The following is a 20,799-nucleotide window of genomic DNA, read 5'->3' on the forward strand; positions in this document are numbered from 1 at the left end:
CCACGCGGAACGGGCGAGGCGCCGCGCACACGAAGCCGTCGAGCCGGTCCGACAGCCATGCCGAACGATCCCGGGCGCCCAGCATAGGAGGGGCATGCCGGAGCCGCCGCCGCGTTTTACGGTCTGTTCACAGTCCTGTCGTGGACGGGGCAACGGCCCGTTCACAGTCCGGTGGCGGATGCGTGAAATCGCTGGTCAGAGGCGTGGTGCGGTCACGGGTCGGGCGTGTCGAGGCGGAAGAACTCGCGGTAGAGACCCACCTGCCTGTCCAGCATGTGGATGCCGTGATGGACGGAGAGCCCTCGCGCCGCGGCTTCCCGCAGCAGGGCCGTGTCCCTCGGGTGCATCACGATGTCGGCCACGACGGACCCGGCGGGCAGCTCACCCGGGGCGAACGGCAGCGGATCTCCGGGGCGCAGCCCCAGCGGTGTCGCGTTGACGGCCAGCCAGGCGTCGTGGGGGCGCGGCGCGGTGGCACCGACGACGCGGGCGGGTGCGGTGCCGCGCAGCCTGCCGACCAGTGCCGCCGAACGGTCGGGCGCGGGGTCGTACACCGAGAGGTGCGCGACGCCCGAGTCCAGCAGAGCGGCGGCGATCGCCGTGCCCGCGCCACCGGCACCGGCCAGGAACACCCGCCTGCCGCGCGGGTCGTGTCCGGCGCCCCGCAGCCCCGCGACGAAACCGGCACCGTCGAAGTTGTCGGCGTACCAACGGCCGTCGGGATCGCGGCGCATCGCGTTGGTGCTGCCGGTCAGCGCGGCGGCGGGGCTCAGCTCGTCCGCGTACCGGCAGGCCTCCATCTTGTGCGGGACGGTGATGAGGAGCCCGTCGAGATTGCCGATGCGCTGGAGCCCCGTGATGACCGGGCCGAGCCCGCCCGCGGGTGCGTGGACGGGGAACAGCACCGCGTCCAGGCCCAGCCGGCGGAAGACCGGGTTGAGGAGCGCCGGGGCCTGGACCTGGCTCACCGGATCCCCGAGTACGGCGAAGAGCCTCGTCGTGCCGCTGATCTCAGGCATGCGGGGCCGGTCCCGTGGGCATGGCGTCCAGGGCGGCCGCCACCGCGCGCTCGGGGACGTCCCGCACCAGCTCCGCTCCGCGCGGACCGTCCAGGACGAACGTGAGCCCCGATGTGGCCTTCTTGTCCAGCCGCATCAGCGCGATCAGCTCCGCCGTGGCCACGCCCGTCGGCAGCGCGGTCGGCAGACCGTAACCCGCCACGACCTCCTCGTGCTCGGCGACGCGGTCCGCCCCGATCCGGCCCAGCGCGCCCGCGAGCCGCCCGGCGAACACGGTCCCCACGGCGACCGCTTCGCCGTGGCGCAGCGCGAACTCGGTGGCCCGCTCCAGCGCGTGGCCGAGCGTATGGCCGTAGTTCAGGAGATGCCGGGGACCTGTGTCCCGCTCGTCGGACACGACGACCGAGGCCTTCAACGCGACGCTCGCCGCGATCTGTTCGTGCAGCGGGAGCCCGCGCAGATCGCCCGCGCCGATGAAGTGGCAGCGCGCGATCTCGCCCAGCCCGTTGATCCGCTCACGCGGCGGCAGGGTCTCCAGGTAGTCGGTGTCGCAGAGAACGGCACGGGGCTGCCAGTAGGCGCCCACCAGGTTCTTGCCCTGAGGGAGGTTCACGGCGGTCTTCCCGCCCACACTGGCGTCGACCTGGGCCAGCAGCGAGGTCGGCAGGTGGATCACGGGGACGCCGCGATGGTAGAGCGCCGCGGCCAGGCCGACCGAGTCGGTGGTCGTGCCGCCGCCGACCGAGACGACCGCGTCCGACCTGCTGAGCCCGAACGAGGCGAACCGGGAGCAGAGCTCCTCCACCCAGGCCAGCGTCTTGTCCCGCTCGCCGTCCCGGGCGGGCACCGTCAGGAACGGCACGCCCGGATCGGGGGTCCACCCGGCGGGCCTCGCCGTGACCACCGCCACCCGTCGCGCGCCCGTCGCGGCGACGACGTCGGGGAGCAAGTGGCGTACCCCCGGGCCGATATGGACGGTGTAGCCACGCCCGGCAAGCGGCACTTCTATGCGCCGGTGCGCGACGACGGGTACGGCGGTCATGTCTCTTCTCCGATTCTCTGCTGCTGAGGGCCGCCCCGCGGCCCGGAAGCCGTGGAACGCGCCAGGGACACCGCTCCGTACAGCGAGGAGAGGCCGCCCAGGGCGGCGGGCCTCACCGGAACCGGAGGCGAACCCGGCCGGGCCAGTGCACGGGTGTGCGCGGCCACGGCGGGAACCAGCTGCGGCAGCCCGGCCGCGAAACCGCCGCCGATCAGGACGAGTTCGGGGTGGGCGAGCTCGCACAGGCTCACCACCGCCGCTGCGAGGGCCGCGCTGCTCTCCGAGACGGCGGCCACCGCCCATGCCGCCCCCGACGCGTATCCGTCGCGCAGGGCCTCGTAGTCCACCGGACCGCCGCGGATGCGGGCGGCCAGCCGCAGCGTCGCAGGGCCGGACGAGAGGGCCTGCACGCAGCCGTTCCTCCCGCAGTCGCAGCGCGCTCCCCCGCGCTCCACGACGATGTGGCCGACCTCGCAGGAGCCCCGGCCGGCGCCGGGGAGCGGCCGCCCGTCCACGACGACGCCGCCGCCGATGCCGGTACCCACACCGAGATAGACCAGATTCCGGCATCCGGCCCGCTCCGCCTCGGCCAGGGCCGCGAGATCCCCGTCGTCCGCGATCCGCACCCCGGCGCCGGGGAACAGCTCCGCCAGCGCGTCCCGCAGGCCGAGTCCGGCCCAGTGCGGACGTCCCGGCCACACGGAGACGCGGCCCCCGCCGTCCAGCGTCGCGGGCATCGCGACACCGACCGAGCGGATGGGCTCACCCCACGCGGAGCACAACGACTCGACGGTGTCGGCCAGTTGCTTCCAGTCCCGGGCGCTGTCCGAGGACGCCTGCCAGCGGAGGTCCGACTCCAGCGACCTCGTGCCGCCGCAGTCCTCCACCCGCAGCGCCACCTTGGTGCCGCCCACGTCGATTCCCAGATGGCCGATGACGACTCCCGGTCGCGGTAGTGGCCGGCCCGAGGTGTCCTCAGGCCGGAATCCTGGCCGACAGCGCCTGTGCGGCGAGCCGGTAGCCGTGCGCTCCCAGGCCGGCGATCACACCGACGGCCAGAGGAGCGAGCACCGACTCGTGACGGAAGGCCTCCCGCGCCCACACGTTCGACAGATGGACCTCGATCCAGGGCCGCGGATAGGAGGCCAGGGCGTCACGGAGGCTCCAGCCGGCGATCATCAGGGCGCCCGGATTGATGATGGCGCCGACGGTGTCGTACGACTCCTGCACCGCCTGGATCAGTTCACCCTCGGACTCGCGCTGGACGGAGACGACCTTCCAGCCCCGCCCCGCCACTTCCCGGGCCACCGACTCCTCGATGTCCGCGAGCGTATCGGTGCCGTACACCTCCGGCTCGCGTCGGCCGAGAATCCCCAGGTTCGGTCCGTTCAACAAAAGCAGCTCGGTCATGTCCCCGTTATAACAGCCCTTCTCCGAGGCTTCCGTAAAACCGCTGGAAAGGAATCGGAACAGGAGAAACATAGGGGGGTCGCTAGGGGAAGTGACGGCTTGCCATTGCGTGGGTTAGCGTGCCGAAAAACCGCGTCCTCGACAAGAAAGGCAGCGGAATTATGGGTACGACCGAACACCAGGCTCCGGTATTTCCCGAGTGGCCGCAGTACGACGCCGATGAACGCGAAGGCCTCATCCGCGCACTCGAACAAGGCCAGTGGTGGCGCATGGGCGGCAGCGAGGTCGACTCGTTCGAGAGGGAATTCGCCGAATACCACGGGGCCGAGCGGGCACTCGCCGTCACCAACGGGACCCACGCCCTGGAGCTCGCCCTCCAGGTGCTCGGCGTGGGACCCGGGACCGAGGTGATCGTGCCCGCGTTCACCTTCATCTCCTCCTCCCAGGCCGCCCAGCGCCTCGGCGCCGTGGCCGTGCCCGTCGACGTCGACCCCGACACCTACTGCCTCGACATCGGGGCCGCCGAGGCGGCGATCAACGAACGCACCCGGGCGATCATGCCCGTCCACATGGCCGGTCACCTGGCCGACATGGACGCCCTGGACAAGCTGTCCGCCGACAGCGGGGTACCGGTGATCCAGGACGCCGCCCACGCCCACGGCGCGCAGTGGCGGGGACGCAAGGTCGGAGAGCTCGGCTCGATCGCCGCGTTCAGCTTCCAGAACGGCAAGCTGATGACCGCGGGAGAGGGCGGCGCCGTCACCTTCCCCGACAACGCGTCCTACGAGGAAGCGTTCCTGCGGCACAGCTGCGGGCGGCCGTTCAGCGACCGCAAGTACTTCCACCGGACCTCGGGCTCCAACTTCCGGCTCAACGAGTTCTCGGCGAGCGTCCTGCGCGCGCAGCTGCGCCGCCTCGACGGGCAGATCACCACCAGGGAGCAGCGGTCGCCGCTGCTCAAGCGGCTCCTCGCCGAGATCCCCGGTGTGGTGCCCCAGGGCCGCGACGACCGCGCGGACCGGATTCCCCACTACATGGCCATGTTCCGCATACCCGGCATCGGCGAGGAGCGGCGCAATGCCCTCGTCGACGAGCTCATCGCCCGGGGACTGCCCGCCTTCGTGGTCTTCCGGGCGATCTACCGGTCCGACGGGTTCTGGGAGACCGGGGCGCCCCAGGCCTCCGTCGACGAACTCGCCCGCCGCTGCCCGAACACCGAGGCGCTCACCTCCGACGGCATCTGGCTGCACCACCGCACGCTGCTGGGCTCCGAGCGGAACATGCACGAGATCGCCGAGATCGTGGCCGACGTCCTGGCCGCGGCGTGAGCGCCGCGACGGGGGACGGCAGGCCGGTCAGGGTCGCCGTGGTGGGGCTCGGCTGGGCAGGACGGACCATCTTCCTGCCACGCCTGGCCGAGCACCCGGGATACGCGGTGACCGCCGTGGTCGAGCCCGACGCCGAGGGCCGCCGGGCGTTCGCCGGCAGCGGCGGCCCCCAGGTGTTCGCCGACGACCGTGAACTGGACGCCTCCCTGGTCGATCTGGCCGTCGTGGCGGTGCCCAACCATCTGCACACCTCCGTCGCCACCCGGCTGCTCGCCCGGGGCATCCCGGTCTTCCTGGAGAAGCCGGTCTGCCTCAGCGTCGAGGAGGCGGACCGGCTGGCCGAGGCCGAACGGACGGGCGGAGCGGTGCTCCTCGCGGGAAGCGCCGCCCGCCACCGGTCCGATGTGCGGGCCCTGCACGCCATCGCCGCGGACCTCGGCCGGATCCGGCACATCGACGTGTCCTGGGTACGGGCCGGAGGCATCCCGGACGCGGGCGGGTGGTTCACCGACAGGAGGCTGGCCGGCGGCGGAGCGCTGGTCGACCTGGGCTGGCACCTCCTCGACACGATCGGCCCGCTGCTGGGCCCCTCGGAGTTCGAGCAGGTCGTCGGCACGGTCACCGACGACTTCGTCAACAGCCGCTCCCGGCAGGCACCCTGGCGCGGCGAGGGGACCGGCCTGCCTGACGGTCCCACGGCATCGGGGACCAGGGACGTCGAGGACACCGCGCGCGGCTTCCTGGTCACCGGGCAGGGCGTATCCGTGGCGCTGCGGGTGAGCTGGGCGTCGCACGAGGCCCGGGACGTCACCCGCGTCTCCGTCGAGGGAAGCGCCGGCAGCGTGACGCTCAGCTGCACCTTCGGCTTCAGCCCCAACCGGCAGGACCCCGTGCTCACCCGCACCGGCGACGGCAGGACGACCGAGATCCCGCTGACCCCCGACCCGGTCGGCGCCGAGTACGCCCGCCAGCTGGACGACATCCTCGTCCGGCTCGGGGATCCCGCCGGCCGCGGCACCGCCGTCGCACAGGCCCGGCGGACGATCGCCGTCATCGAACGCCTCTACGCCTCCGCCCGTTCCGCGGGCCCGTCCCGCCCGGTGCCGGCCGGCCGTGGCGCCCACTGAGGCCCGGACGTGGGCCGCCCGACAACCTACGGAGAGCTTCATGTACACCCCGCTCCAGCCTTCCGCCACGACCCCCTCGGCCGCCCTTCCCGAGCCCCGCGCGGTGATCTTCGATCTCGACGGTGTGATCGTGGACAGCTTCGCGGTGATGCGGCAGGCGTTCCTGACCGCGTACGCCGAGGTCGTCGGAGACGGCCGGGCGCCCTTCGAGGAGTACAGCCGCCACCTGGGCCGGTACTTCCCCGACATCATGAGCATCATGGGCCTGCCGGGTGAGCTAGAGGCCCCGTTCGTACGGGAGAGCTACCGGCTGGCCCACCAGGTGACCGTGTTCGACGGCGTACCCGAACTGCTCTCGGAGCTGAGAGGGCGAGGGCTGCGGCTCGCCGTCGCCACCGGCAAGAGCGGGCCCCGCGCCCGCTCCCTGCTCGACCGGCTCGGGCTCCTCAGCTCCTTCGAGCATGTCATCGGCTCCGACGAGGTGGCCCGGGCCAAGCCCGCCCCCGACATCGTCCTGCGCGCACTCGACCTGCTCGACGTGCCGGCGGCCGAGGCCATGATGATCGGCGACGCGGTGACCGACCTGGCGAGCGCCCGCGCCGCGAACGTGACGGCCGTCGCGGCCCTGTGGGGCGAGGCGGACGCCGCGGCCCTGCACGCGGAGGGGCCGGACGCCGCCCTGCACGCCCCCGGAGACCTGCTGACCCTGCTGCCCGCGCCCTCCCACCGAGTGACCCGCTGACCGAGTCCACTGTGCACCGTGGGCCCCGACACGTCCGACGTGTCGGGGCCCACGGTGCTACGGGGCCTCTTCGCGCCGGGACGCCGTTTTCCATTCCGGCAGACCTGAGAACGGCCCACAAGCAGTGGTAAGGGCTGGCATAGGGGGCTGGTTAGGGGAAGCCCCGCCTTCCCGCGCGTCAACACTGGACGTGCGAACGGCGTTATGCAGGGCGGCATTGTGAATTCCATGTGTACGAAGTCCCGCCCACGCATCGGCTCAATTATTCCGGCGTTCCACGTTACCGAGGGATGTGAAGGCATTGTTGCGTACGGAGCTCATTCGGCCACTGCCCGAACTGCTGGCGGAGCACGCCCGGCAATTCGGCGACAAAGTGGCCTTCCGGGACGCCCTGCGCAGCGTGACCTACGCCGGACTCGAGCAGCGCACCCGCCACCTGGCCGGCCACCTGGCCGAGCGCCGCCTGCATCCCGGCGACCGCGTGGCCATCCTGCTCGGCAACAGCGTGGAGACGGTCGAGAGCTACCTCGCCCTCACCAGGGCCGGGGTGATCGGCGTACCCATCAACCCGCGGATCACCGAAGCCGAGCTGAGCTACCTCCTCGACGACAGCGGCGCCCGCCTCGTGATCACGGACCCGACGCGCGCGGAGCAGCTCGCGCACCTCCTGGCCGCCCGCACCGACCTGCGCGTCCTGGTCACCGGTGACGGCCCTGTCCCCGTGGGCACGGACTCCTTCGAGACGCTGGCGGCCACCGAGCCCTCCACACCGCCCCGCGACGACCTCGGCCTCGACGACCCCGCCTGGATGCTCTACACCTCCGGCACCACCGGCCGGCCCAAGGGCGTGCTCTCCACGCAGCGCAACTGCCTCTGGTCGGTGGCCGCCTGCTACGCACCCATCCCCGCCCTGAGCGCGGACGACCGGGTCCTGTGGCCGCTGCCCCTGTTCCACAGCCTCTCCCACATCGTCTGCGTCCTGGGCGTGACCGCCGTCGGAGCCACCGCCCGCATCGTCGACGGGTACGCCGCCGCCGACGTGCTCGACGCGCTGCGCGAGGAGGCGTCCACCTTCCTCGCCGGAGTACCCACGATGTACCACCAACTCGTGCGCGCCGCACGGGAGGAGAACTTCGAGGCGCCCGACCTGCGGATGTGCCTCGTCGGCGGAGCGGTCACGACGGCGGCCCTGCGCCGGTCCTTCGAGGAGGCGTTCCACGCTCCCCTCCTCGACGCCTACGGCTCCACCGAGACCTGCGGTTCGATCACCATCAACTGGCCCACCGGCGCCCGGGTCGAGGGCTCCTGCGGCCTGCCCGTCCCCGGTCTCGGGGTACGACTCGTCGACCCCGAGACCGGCCTCGACGCGCAGGCCGGTCAGGAGGGCGAGGTCTGGGTCCGGGGCCCGAGCGTGATGCTCGGCTACCACAACCAGCCCGAAGCCACCGCGGAAGCGCTCCGCGACGGCTGGTACCACACCGGGGACCTCGCCCGCCGGGACGACGCCGGCTACTTCACCGTCACCGGCCGCATCAAGGAACTCATCATCCGCGGCGGCGAGAACATCCACCCCGGCGAGGTCGAGGAGGTGCTGCGCTCCGTCCCCGGCGTCGCGGACGTCGCCGTCGTGGGCAAACCCCACGACGTACTCGGCGAGGTCCCGGTGGCCTTCGTCGTGCCCGGAGCGACGGGCACCGACCCGGAGGGGCTGCTCGCCGCGTGCCGTGACCGGCTCTCATACTTCAAGGTCCCCGAGGAGCTCTACGAGATCGACCGCATCCCCCGCACGGCCTCCGGCAAGATCACGCGCCACGTCCTGCTCGAACTGCCCGCCAGGCTCCGCGCCGGCGGCGGAAGCCACTACGAGCAGCTGTTCCGCCTCGACTGGATACCCCAGTCGTCCGTGCCCGCACCCCGGCCGCTCTCCCAGGACTGGGCGGTCGTCGGCGCCGATGCCTTCGGTGTGGCGGACCGGCTGCGCGGGCTCGGCAAGGGCGTCGCCGCGCACCCGACACTGGACGCACTGCGCAGGGACACCGAGGCGGGCGAGTCCCTCCCGGAGGTGACCGTACTGGCCTGGGGAGCAGGAATCCGCAGGCCCGGCCGCCTCGCCGACGCCGTACGGGACACCGTCCGCACCCTGGGCGAACAGCTCGAAGGCTGGCTGGCCGACGACCGCTCGGCGACGTCCACCCTGGTCATCGCGACTCGGGGAGCGGTCGCCGTCGGCGCCGAGGACGACGTGACCGACCTGATCCAGGCACCCCTCTGGGGCCTCGTACGCAGCGTCCAGGCCGCGAACCCCGGCAGGCTCGTGCTCATCGACCTGGACGTCGACGACGACAACCCGGCCCACGCACTCCCCGACGCGGTGGCCTCGGGAGAACCCCAGATCGTCGTACGCTCCGGCGTCTGCCTGCACCCCCGGGCATCGCGGGTCTCCGCCTCCGCCGACACCGAGCAGCCCGCCGCCACCTTCGACCCCCGGCGTCCGGTGCTGCTCACCGGTGCCGACGGGCCGGCCGGGGCAACGCTGGCCCGCCACCTGGTCGGTGGCTACGGAGTCCGCCGTCTGCACCTCGTCAGCCCCACCGGAAAGGCGGACCGGGCAGCCGCCGAACTGGGCGCCGAGCTCACCGCACGGGGCGTCGACGTGACCCTGTCCGCCTGTGACATCGCCGACCGGGAGGCGCTGGAGAAACTGCTGCACCGGACGGGGAAGCGCCAGGGCGGCAGGCCCGGTGCGATCGTCCACGCGGAGGGCGCCCACCCCCGCGACCTCACGGCCGCCCTGGAAGGCGCCCTCAATCTGCACGAACTGACCTCCGACGACGATCTGTCGGCCTTCGTGCTGTACTCCTCCGTCACCGGAGTCCTCGGCGTGCCCGCACAGGGCGCCCCGGGACAGGGACGGCTCGCCGACAGCGACGAGGCCGTGGCCGGAGTCTTCCTCGACGCGCTCGTCCAGCACCGCGCCGCACGCGGACTGCCCGGACTCTCCCTGCGCACCGGCCCGTTCGAAGGAGACGGCAGGACGGCACCCGTGGGTCTGGGACGGCTGACCGAGCAGCAGGGCACAGCCATGTTCGACGCCGCCCAGCTCACCGACCGGACCTCGCTCATCGTGATGCGACTCGCCCCCGAAGCGCTGGAGGCCGAGGCGGCGGGCACCACCATCGCCCCGCCGCTCCGGGGTCTGATCGACGCCCCCACCCGCAGCTCCGCCCCGGACAACGCCACGTCCGCGGCACTGCGGGAGCGGCTCGCCGGCCTTTCCGAAGCCGAACAGGAGCGCCTGCTGCTCGACCTCGTACGCAAGGAGGTCGCCGGGCTGCAACCGGAGGACCGCAGTACACCCGCGCGTGCCGACCGGCCGTTCAAGGCCCTCGGCTTCACCTCGCTCGCGGCGGTCGAACTGCGCAACCGGCTCACCACGGGCACCGGCCTCCAGCTCCCGGCCACCCTGGCCTTCGACCACCCCACACCTGCGGCAGTGGCCCGTCACCTGCGCACCCGGCTCCTCGGCGCGGCCGCGTCCGCCGCTACGAAGCGCCCCGTGGGCGCCGCCGGTGGTGTGCGGCGACGCGACGCGGGCGACGAACCCATCGCCATCGTGGCGATGGGCTGCCGGCTTCCGGGCGGCATCGCGTCGCCCGACGACCTGTGGCGCCTCGTCGCCGAGGGCGGTGACGCCATCTCTCCCTTCCCCGACGACAGGGGGTGGGACCTCGAGGGCCTCTACGACCCGGACCCCGACAGCCCCGGCACGTCCTATGCCCGGCACGGCGGATTCCTCCAGGACGCAGGAGCCTTCGACGCGGAGTTCTTCGACATCTCCCCGCGTGAGGCGCTGGCGATGGACCCGCAGCAGCGGCAGCTGCTGGAGGTGTCGTGGGAGGTCTTCGAGCGAGCGGGCATCGACCCGACCTCACTGCGCGGCAGCGGCGTCGGCGTGTTCACCGGAGTGATGTACCACGACTACGCCACCGAGCTGGGCCGTGTCCCCGACGGACTCGAAGGCTATCTGGGCACGGGCAACGCGGGGAGTGTGGCGTCGGGGCGGGTGTCCTACGCGCTGGGGCTGGAGGGTCCCGCGGTGACGGTGGACACGGCGTGCTCGTCGTCGCTGGTCGCGGTGCATCTGGCGGCCCAGGCCCTGCGGGCGGGCGAATGCGCGCTGGCCCTCGCCGGTGGCGTGGCGATCATGGCGAAGCCCACCTCGTTCGTGGAGTTCTCCCGGCAGCGCGCGCTCGCGGCCGACGGCCACGCCAAGCCGTACGCCGAGGCCGCCGACGGCACGGCCTGGTCCGAGGGCGTCGGTGTGCTGCTGTTGGAGCGGTTGTCGGATGCTCGGCGGTTGGGGCATGAGGTGTTGGCGGTGGTGCGTGGTTCTGCGGTGAATCAGGATGGTGCGTCGAATGGTTTGACTGCGCCGAATGGTCCGTCGCAGGAGCGGGTGATTCGTGCGGCGTTGGCGGGTGCGGGGCTTGTTTCCTCCGATGTCGATGTGGTGGAGGGTCATGGGACGGGGACGTCTTTGGGTGATCCGATCGAGGCGCAGGCGTTGTTGGCGACGTATGGGCAGGGGCGGTTGCCTGGTCGTCCGTTGTGGTTGGGGTCGTTGAAGTCGAACATCGGTCATACGCAGGCTGCTGCTGGTGCTGCGGGGATCATCAAGATGGTTCAGGCGATCCGGGAGGGTGTGCTTCCTCGGACGCTGCATGTTGACGTGCCGTCCTCGAAGATCGACTGGGATGCGGGCTCGGTCGAGCTGCTGACCGAGGCTCAGCCCTGGCCCGAGGTGGACCGACCTCGCCGGGCTGGTGTGTCGTCGTTCGGCGTGAGCGGCACGAACGCCCACGTCATTCTTGAGCAGGCACCGGTTCGTCCCGACGACGAGGCACCCGCAGAATCCGGTGTCACGCCGGCCGTCGTGCCATGGATCGTGTCGGCACGCACGGCGCAGGCCCTGCGCGCTCAGACCGAACTACTTGAGGCCTTCGCGCGACGGACCGACGCGACGCCTGTTGCGATCGGGCGGGCGCTCGTGTCGCGGGCGGGGCTGGAACACCGTGCGGTGGTTCTGGGTGACCTGGATGGCTTGTCCGCGCTGGCGCGTGGCGAGGAGCTCGGTTCGGTGGTGTCGGGCCAGGCGGATGTTTCGGGGCGCACGGTGTTCGTGTTCCCTGGTCAGGGTTCGCAGTGGGTGGGGATGGGTGCGGCGCTGCTGGAGTCTTCCCCGGTGTTCTCCGAGGTGTTCACGCAGGTCAGTGGTGTGCTGGAGTCGGTGAGTGGTTGGTCGGCCCTGGATGTGGTGCGGGGTGTCGAGGGTGCGGTGGCGTTGGGCCGGGTGGATGTGGTGCAGCCGGTCTCGTTCGCGGTGATGGTGTCCTTGGCCCGGCTGTGGGAGTCGTTCGGGGTGCGTCCGGATGCGGTGCTGGGGCATTCGCAGGGTGAGATCGCGGCCGCTCATGTCGCTGGTGTGTTGTCGTTGGAGGACGCGGCGCGGGTGGTGGTGTTGCGCAGTCGTGCGATCGCGGACGGGCTGGCGGGTCGTGGTGGCATGGTCTCGGTCGGTCTGCCGGTTGCCGACGTGGTCGAACGCCTGGGTGAGGGTGTGGAGTTGGCGGCGGTCAACGGTCCGTCGTCGGTGGTGGTTGCCGGTGACGTGGGTGCTCTGGAGCGTTTGTTCGGGGAGTTGGAGTCCGAGGGTGTGCGGGTGCGCCGGATACCGGTGGACTACGCCTCGCACACGTCTCATGTCGAGTTGATCCAGGGCGAGTTGTCGAGGGTTCTGGAAGGCCTGCAGCCTGGTAGGGCGAAGGTGCCGTTCTTCTCCTCGGTGGAGGGTCGTTGGCTGGATGGTCCGGAACTCGATGCCGGTTACTGGTTCCGGAATCTGCGCGGCACGGTCGGTTTCGCCGAGGCCGTGGAAGCGCTGGTCGGTGAGGACTTCCGGGCGTTCGTCGAGGTCAGTTCGCATCCGGTACTCGCGCACAGCGTCCAGGAGATCCTGGACGAGCACAGCGAAGCCCCGTCCGTGGTCACCGGCACCCTGCGCCGCGACGACGGTGACCTCGACCGCGTCCTGAAGTCCGCGGCCGAACTACACGTACGCGGCGTCCACGTCGACTGGTCACCCGCCTTCGGCGAACACAAGGGCACACACGTCCAGTTGCCGACGTACGCCTTCCAACACCAGCACTACTGGCTGAGGCCGGTGGGCGGCACGGGTGATCTCGCTGCTGCTGGACTGGAGTCGGGCGGCCATCCGTTGCTCCACGCGGTCGTCACGCCGGCCGGTGGTGGAGCTGCGGTCTTCTCCAGCAGGCTGACTCAGGCCGGTCAGCCGTGGCTGGCCGATCACCGGCTGGGGGACGCGGCGCTGCTCCCGGGCACCGCACTGCTCGACGTACTCCTCCATATCGGGGAACGTCTCCAGCTCCCGGCCGTGGACGAACTCACGATCTCCGCTCCGGTCGTCATTCCCGACGGCGGTGGGGTCGACATCCAGGTCACCGTGGAGGAGGCCACCGACAGCGGGCGGGCCGTACGGGTGTACTCGCGGGAGGGTGCCGACGACCCGTGGACCGAGAACGCCACCGGTGTACTGGTGGCCTCCGCGGCACCGGCCACAGACGCGGTCCCGTACTCCTGGCCGCCCGCCGACGCCCGGCCGATCGGCCTCGACGGGTTCTACGACTCCCTGACCGTGGACTACGGTCCCGCGTTCAGAGCGGTGGAAGCCGTCTGGGCCCAGGAGGGCCGGCTCTACGCGGATCTCCGGCTTCCGGAGCCCGGCGCGGGCTCCGCCGACGACCCCGACGGCTACGGGATCCACCCCGCACTGCTCGACGCGGCGCTGCACCCGCTCGGGGTCTCCGGCTTCTTCGAAGATCCTGAGCAACCCCGACTGGCGTTCTCCTGGTCGGGCGTCCGACTCCACGCCGCCGGAGCGCGTTCGCTCCGCGTGGTCCTGGACCGGGTGGGCCCCGACACCGTGTCGATCAGCGCCTCCGACGACACCGGGGCGCCGGTGCTCGACATCGACGCGCTGACCGTACGGCCGGTGGACCCGGCGCGGATTCGCGGGGGCGCCGGGCGCACGGGAGGTTCCCTCTACGAAGTCACCTGGGTGCCCGTGCCGGAGGCCGCCGGAGCCGCCCCCGAGGGTGAGGAGTGGGCCTTCCACCCGCACACGGGTACCGGACCGGTGCCCCCTGTGGTGGTCCTCAGGGCAGGCGGCGGAGATCCGGAGCAGAGTGTTCCGGCCAGGGTCCACGCTGTCGGGCTGGAAGTCCTGTCGGCGTTGCAGGACTGGCTGGCCGACCCGCGTACCCAGTCCTCACGCCTGGTGGTGGCCACCCTCCGGGACGATCTGGTCCAGGAGCCGGTCGGGGGTCTGATCCGCACGGCCCAGTCCGAGCACCCCGGCCGGCTCGGCCTGCTCGAAGTCGACCGGTTCGACACCGAAACGGTGTCGGTGGGGCTCGGCGAAGCCTTGCGGGACGAGCCGCGGATCGCCGTGCGGGACCGCCGGGCGTTCGTCGCCCGGCTGACGCGGCCGGACATACCGGCCGTCCCCGCGCCTGTGCGGCTGGCCGAAGGAACCGTACTCGTCACGGGTGCCGGGGGAGGCCTGGGCAGACTGGTCGCCGAACACCTGGTCCGCTCCCACGGCGTGGCCGAGATCGTGCTGCTCTCCCGTTCGGGAATCGCGGACGAGCAGCTCGCAGCTCTCTCGGCTTCCGGCGTCCGCGTCACGGCGGTGGCGGCCGATGCCGCGGTCCGGGAGGAGCTGGCGAAGGTCGTCGCCTCGGTGGCGGACCGTCTGACCGCCGTGGTGCATGTGGCGGGAGTGGTCGCGGACGGAGTGATCGGTGACCTGAGCCAGGAACAGTGGCACACCGCTCTCCGGCCGAAGGTGGACGCGGCCTGGCACCTGCACGAGCTCACCCGGAATCTGGACCTCAAGGCCTTCGTCCTGTACTCGTCGGCCTCGTCGACCTTCGGGGGAGCCGGGCAGGGCAACTACGCGGCGGGGAACGCCTTCCTCGACGCCCTCGCACGACACCGTCGTGACCAGGGCCTGCCCGCCGTCTCACTCGCCTGGGGCCTGTGGGCCGAGCAGGCCGGGATGGGCGGCCGGCTCAGCGACACCGACCTGGCCAGGATGGCCCGCGCCGGTACGCGCCCCCTGTCCGCCGAGCAAGGACTCGCGCTGTTCGACACGGCACTTGAGAGCGCCAGTCCGGCACTGGTGCCGATCAGGCTGGACCTCGGCGCCGTACGGCGCGGCAGAGAGGTGCCCGCGCTGCTCCGTGCGCTGGTGCCCGAGTCTGCGCGGCGGACCGTACGGCGCGACCGGACGGACAACGGCGGTACCGGTGCGGCGCTGACACGTCGGCTCGCTGGGCTCGAAGCCCCGGAACAGCAGGACGTCCTGATCGAACTGGTCCGCAGCAGCGCGGCTTCCGTCCTGGGCCATGCCACCGCGGACTCCATCGACGCGCAGCGCGCCTTCAAGGAGCTTGGCGTCGACTCGCTCACCGCCGTGGAACTGCGGAATCGGCTGACGGCCGCGACCGGGCTCAAGCTGCCGGTCACCCTGGTCTTCAACTATCCGACGGTCACCGGGCTCGCCGTCCACCTGCACCGCGAACTGGTCGGCGACGCGGAGGCTCCGCTCGTACAGAAGCGCTCCGAGAGCGCGCCGCGCCCGACCACCGGGGAGACCGCCCGCACCGACGACCCGGTGGTGATCGTGGCGATGGGCTGCCGCTTCCCGGGAGACCTGTCGTCCGCCGAGGACCTCTGGCAGCTGCTCTCCGACGGCGGCGACGCCATCACCGGACTGCCCACGGACCGTGGATGGGACCTGGACGGCCTCTACGACCCGGACCCGGACGCCCCCGGCAAGACCTACGTCCAGGGAGGGGGATTCCTCCAGGGCGTGGGCGACTTCGACGCGTCCTTCTTCGGGATCAACCCGCGTGAGGCGCTGGCGATGGACCCGCAGCAGCGGCAGCTGCTGGAGGTGTCGTGGGAGGTCTTCGAGCGTGCGGGCATCGACCCGACCTCGCTGAAGGGCACACCCACCGGAGTGTTCGTCGGCACCCACGGTCAGGACTACGGCACCGGGGACACCGCTGGACAGGCCGACGAGGGGTACCTCGTGACCGGCAACGCGGGCAGCGTCCTCTCCGGCCGCGTCGCGTACAGCCTGGGTCTGGAGGGCCCGGCGCTGACCGTGGACACCGCCTGCTCGTCCTCGCTGGTGTCCCTGCACCTGGCCGCCCAGGCGCTGCGCAACGACGAGTGCTCCATGGCCATCGCGGGTGGCGTCTCGATCATGTCGACGCTCGAAGGAGTCGTCGGATTCAGCCGGCAGCGCGGACTCGCCACGGACGGCCGCAGCAAGGCGTACGCCGACAGTGCCGACGGGTTCGGTATGTCGGAGGGTGTGGCGGTTCTGCTGTTGGAGCGGTTGTCGGATGCTCGGCGGTTGGGGCATGAGGTGTTGGCGGTGGTGCGTGGTTCTGCGGTGAATCAGGATGGTGCGTCGAATGGTTTGACTGCGCCGAATGGTCCGTCGCAGGAGCGGGTGATTCGTGCGGCGTTGGCGGGTGCGGGTCTGTCGGCGGTGGATGTCGATGTGGTGGAGGGTCATGGGACGGGGACGTCTTTGGGTGATCCGATCGAGGCGCAGGCGTTGTTGGCGACGTATGGGCAGGGGCGGTTGCCTGGTCGTCCGTTGTGGTTGGGGTCGTTGAAGTCGAACATCGGTCATACGCAGGCTGCTGCTGGTGCTGCGGGGATCATCAAGATGGTTCAGGCGATCCGGGAGGGTGTGCTTCCTCGGACGCTGCATGTGGATGAGCCGTCCTCGAAGATCGACTGGGATGCGGGCTCGGTCGAACTGCTGAGGGAGGCGCGGCAGTGGCCCGAGGTGGACCGACCTCGACGCGCCGGTGTGTCCGCCTTCGGAGTGAGCGGGACCAACGCCCACGTCATCCTGGAGGAGGCGCCGGCGGATTCCGACGATCGGACTTCGGTGGATTCCTACGATCAGACGTCGGTGGATCCGGCCCATGCCCCGGCCGTCGTGCCGTGGGTGCTCTCCGGGGCGTCCGAGGGGGCGCTGAGGGGGCAGGCCGCGCGCCTTGATTCGTTCGTGAGGGAGCGTCCCGAGCTGAGTTCCGCCGCTGTCGGACGTGCGCTGGCGACGACACGGGGCACCTTCGCCCACCGTGCGGTGGTTCTGGCCGATGACCTGGATGGCTTGTCCGCGCTCGCGCGTGGTGAGGAGCTCGGTTCGGTGGTGTCGGGCCAGGCGGATGTTTCGGGGCGCACGGTGTTCGTGTTCCCTGGTCAGGGTTCGCAGTGGGTGGGGATGGGTGCGGCGCTGCTGGAGTCTTCCCCGGTGTTCTCCGAGGTGTTCACGCAGGTCAGTGGTGTGCTGGAGTCGGTGAGTGGTTGGTCGGCCCTGGATGTGGTGCGGGGTGTCGAGGGTGCGGTGGCGTTGGGCCGGGTGGATGTGGTGCAGCCGGTCTCGTTCGCGGTGATGGTGTCCTTGGCCCGGCTGTGGGAGTCGTTCGGGGTGCGTCCGGATGCGGTGCTGGGGCATTCGCAGGGTGAGATCGCGGCCGCTCATGTCGCTGGTGTGTTGTCGTTGGAGGACGCGGCGCGGGTGGTGGTGTTGCGCAGTCGTGCGATCGCGGACGGGCTGGCGGGCCGTGGTGGCATGGTCTCGGTCGGCCTGCCGGTTGCCGACGTGGTCGAACGTCTGGGTGACGGTGTGGAGTTGGCGGCGGTCAACGGTCCGTCCTTGGTGGTGGTTGCCGGTGACGTGGGTGCTCTGGAGCGTTTGTCCGGGGAGTTGGAGTCCGAGGGTGTGCGGGTGCGCCGGATACCGGTGGACTACGCCTCGCACACGTCTCATGTCGAGTTGATCGAGCATGAGTTGGGCTCTCTGCTCGACGGTCTGAAGCCGGGCAGCGTAACGGTCCCGTTTTTCTCGTCCGTCGAGGGTCGTTGGCTGGATGGTCCGGAGCTGGACGGTGGGTACTGGTTCCGGAATCTGCGGAGCACGGTCGGTTTCGCCGGGGCCGTGGAAGCGTTGGTGGGTGAGGGGTTCCGGGCGTTCGTCGAGGTCAGTTCGCATCCGGTACTCGCGCACAGCGTTCAGGAGATCCTGGACGAGCACGGGGATGTGGCCTCCGTGGTCACCGGTACCCTGCGTCGCGACGACGGTGACCTCGACCGTGTACTGAAGTCCGCGGCCGAACTCCACGTACGCGGCGTCCACGTCGACTGGACACCCGCCTTCGGCGAACACAAGGGCACACACGTCCAGTTGCCGACGTACGCCTTCCAACACCAGCGCTACTGGCTTGAGGCGCCGCACGGTACGAGCGATGTCTCGACCGCCGGGCAGACCCCGGCCGGACACCCTCTGCTCGGGGCGGTCGTCGGACTGCCGGATGCGAGCGGAGAGCTGTTCACCAGCCGGCTGTCGCTGCGCGCCCAGCCGTGGCTGGCGGACCACACGGTCTCCGGCACTGTGCTGCTCCCCGGGGCCGCGTTCCTGGAGCTGGCGCTCCGTGCCGGGGAAGAGGCCGGCCTGGACACCGTGGACGAACTGGTCATCGCCTCTCCCCTCGCCCTGCCCGAACACGGTTCTCTGCAACTGCGGTTGGCCCTCGACGGGAAGGACGAGTCGGGCCATCGGCCCTTGCGCATCTACTCGCGCCCGGAGGAGTCCGGTCCCGACGCCCTCTGGGACAAGCACGTCGATGCCCTTCTCTCGTCATCCGGGCGGACGCCGGACTTCGGCTACGAGCAGTGGCCTCCGGTGGGTGCGGAGCCGGTGTCCGTCGAGGGGTTCTACGACGGTCTCGCGGCGAAGGGGTATGCGTACGGGCCTGCGTTCCGGGGGGTGCGGGCGGCGTGGCGGCGTGGGCGGGAGGTGTTCGCGGAGCTGGCGTTGCCCGACGACCTGGTCTCCGAGGCCGGCCGGTACGGTCTGCACCCGGCGCTGCTGGACGCCGCGCTGCAGGCGGCCAATTTCGGCGCGGCGCCGACCGCGGAGCCCGGGCATGTGCTCCTGCCGTTCTCCTGGAACGGCACCGCGTTGCACGCCGTCGGCGCAACCACTCTCAGGGTGCACGCCAGGCCGACCGGCGAGGACGGCGTGTCGTTCACCCTCACAGACGGTGCGGGCCGGCCCGTCGCCGAAATTGGATCCCTGGTTCTGCGCTCGGTGCCGGCCGACCGTGCCACCGGTCGTGGCCCTTCGGTCCGGGACTCCCTCTACCGACTGGACTGGACCCCGCTCGGCACCGCACTACCGCGAGGCGGCGAGTCCGTCACTCCTGACAGGGTGCTCGATCTGACGGCCGAGCATGCGGCCCAAGACCCGCAGGCCGCACGTGACGTGGTGGTGCGGGCACTCGATTCGCTCCAGCGGCACACCTCCGATTCCGACTCCCCCGGCAGCGGGCCTCTCGTCGTCCTCACGCGGGGTGTGGTGGGTGATCCGGGTGGGTCTGCGGTGTGGGGTCTGGTGCGTTCGGTGCAGTTGGAGCAGCCGGGTCGGATCGTGTTGGTGGATGTGGATGCCGACTCGGTTGTGGGTGTGGGTGGGTTGTTGTCGGGTGTGGTTGCTTCGGGTGAGTCGCAGGTGGGGGTGCGTGGGGGGCGGGTGTTCGTTCCTCGGTTGGTGCGGGTTGTGGGGTCGGGGGTTGTGGGTCGGGGGTTGGATCCTGCGGGGTCTGTGTTGATCACGGGTGGTACGGGGACGTTGGGTGGGTTGGTGGCCCGGCATCTGGTGGTGGTGCATGGGGTGCGCAGTGTGGTGTTGGTGAGTCGTCGTGGGGTGGCGGCTGAGGGTGCGTCGGGTCTTGTGGAGGAGTTGAGGGCTGCTGGTGCGCGGGTTGCGGTCGTGGCTGCGGATGTGGGTGATCGTGAGGCTCTGGCGGGGGTGTTGGGAGAGGTTCCGGCGGAGCATCCGCTGACCGCTGTGGTCCACACCGCCGGAGTACTCGACGACGGAGTGCTGTCATCCCTGACACCGGACCGTGTCGATACGGTGTTCCGGCCGAAGGCGGATGCCGCGTGGCATCTGCACGAGCTGACGCGGGACCTGGACCTGGCGGCCTTCGTCCTCTTCTCCTCAGGCGCCGGGGTGCTGGGCAATGCGGGCCAGGGCAACTACGCGGCGGCCAACGGATACCTCGACGGACTCGCACAGTGGCGCCGTACGCAAGGGCTGCCCGCTGTCTCTCTCGCCTGGGGACTGTGGTCGCAGGCGAGCGGCATGACGGGACACCTCGACGCGACCGAGCTCGGGCACATGGCCCGGGGCGGCCAGGCCGGACTCACGTCGGCCGAGGCGCTGGCGCTGCTCGATGCGGCTCTCGCATCCGAGGAGCCGCATCTCGTGCCGACGAAACTCGACTTCACGGCTCTGCGGGCCCAGGCTGCCGCCGGGGACCTTCCCCCGCTCCTGCGCGGACTGGTCCACACGCCCAGGAAGGCCGCGGGGCCGGTGGCTGCCGACGAGGACCAGGGCGGTGGGCGGTCACTGACGGGCTGGCTGGCCGCCGTCGGGGAAGCGGAGCAGATACGTCTGCTCGTGGAACTCGTGCGGAGCGACGCCGCATCCGTACTCGGGCTGGCCGCACACGAGTCGATCAAGGCGAACCAGGCCTTCAACGAGGTGGGATTCGACTCGCTGACCGCCGTCAGGATGCGTAATCGTCTGGCGACGTCGACCGGTGTGCGGCTGCCGGCCACGCTGGTGTTCGACCACCCCACTCCGGCCGCACTCGCCCGGTACCTTCGGGACCGGCTCGCGCCGACGGAGGCAACGCCCGACGCACCGGCTGCCCTGGCCGAGCTGGACCGGCTGGAGCAGGCCCTCGCCGACCCCGCTCCCGACGCATCGCTCCGGGCCCAGGTCACCGCGCGGCTCGAAGCACTGACGGCGAAGTGGGCCGAGGCGCACCGCTCGTCGGAGCCCGCGGGCGGCATCGACCTCGACACGGCCTCCGACGACCAGATATTCGAGCTGATCGACAGCGAGCTCGGCTCCTCCTGACCGGCCGAACCAGCCGTTCCGTACAGCCGA

General features: G+C 71.2%; 8 protein-coding genes. 4 read left to right on the forward strand and 4 right to left on the reverse strand.

What is annotated here, in order from left to right:
• Positions 1 to 212: 212 nt before the first annotated feature.
• The 4 genes from AMK10_RS18020 to AMK10_RS18035 form a co-directional block, all read right to left on the reverse strand.
• Positions 213 to 1,019, reverse strand: a complete 807-nt coding sequence (locus AMK10_RS18020) for a shikimate dehydrogenase family protein (protein ID WP_073748809.1) — start codon at positions 1,017 to 1,019, stop codon at positions 213 to 215.
• The gene (locus AMK10_RS18025; RefSeq protein WP_073748810.1) at positions 1,012 to 2,061 is read right to left on the reverse strand and encodes a 3-dehydroquinate synthase; all 1,050 of its coding nucleotides are present in this window, start codon (positions 2,059 to 2,061) and stop codon (positions 1,012 to 1,014) included. The genes AMK10_RS18020 and AMK10_RS18025 overlap by 8 nt, the downstream gene beginning before the upstream one ends.
• The gene (locus AMK10_RS18030; protein ID WP_241839572.1) at positions 2,058 to 2,975 is read right to left on the reverse strand and encodes an ROK family protein; all 918 of its coding nucleotides are present in this window, start codon (positions 2,973 to 2,975) and stop codon (positions 2,058 to 2,060) included. The genes AMK10_RS18025 and AMK10_RS18030 overlap by 4 nt, the downstream gene beginning before the upstream one ends.
• Positions 2,976 to 3,036: 61 nt before the next feature.
• A complete protein-coding gene (locus tag AMK10_RS18035; protein ID WP_073748812.1) occupies positions 3,037 to 3,471 on the reverse strand; it encodes a type II 3-dehydroquinate dehydratase in 435 nt (144 codons plus the stop codon).
• A 161-nt stretch (positions 3,472 to 3,632) separates the two neighbouring features.
• On the opposite strand from AMK10_RS18035, the gene AMK10_RS18040 reads away from it, so the two are divergent.
• From AMK10_RS18040 to AMK10_RS18055, 4 genes are all read left to right on the forward strand, one after another.
• Positions 3,633 to 4,799: a DegT/DnrJ/EryC1/StrS family aminotransferase gene (locus AMK10_RS18040; protein ID WP_073748813.1), complete on the forward strand. Its 1,167-nt coding sequence runs from the start codon at positions 3,633 to 3,635 to the stop codon at positions 4,797 to 4,799.
• On the forward strand, positions 4,796 to 5,926 hold the full coding sequence (locus AMK10_RS18045; RefSeq protein ID WP_073748814.1) for a Gfo/Idh/MocA family protein: 1,131 nt from the start codon (positions 4,796 to 4,798) through the stop codon (positions 5,924 to 5,926). The genes AMK10_RS18040 and AMK10_RS18045 overlap by 4 nt, the downstream gene beginning before the upstream one ends.
• Positions 5,927 to 5,966: 40 nt before the next feature.
• Positions 5,967 to 6,668 carry an HAD-IA family hydrolase gene (locus AMK10_RS18050; RefSeq protein ID WP_073748815.1) on the forward strand — a complete coding sequence of 234 codons (702 nt, stop codon included), beginning with the start codon at positions 5,967 to 5,969 and terminating at the stop codon, positions 6,666 to 6,668.
• 304 nt (positions 6,669 to 6,972) lie between these two features.
• Positions 6,973 to 20,769, forward strand: a complete 13,797-nt coding sequence (locus tag AMK10_RS18055; RefSeq protein WP_198959717.1) for a type I polyketide synthase — start codon at positions 6,973 to 6,975, stop codon at positions 20,767 to 20,769.
• The last annotated feature ends 30 nt before the right edge of the window (positions 20,770 to 20,799 follow it).

Origin of the sequence: Streptomyces sp. CB02058, assembly GCF_001905505.1 — a bacterium.
Classification (GTDB): domain Bacteria; phylum Actinomycetota; class Actinomycetes; order Streptomycetales; family Streptomycetaceae; genus Streptomyces.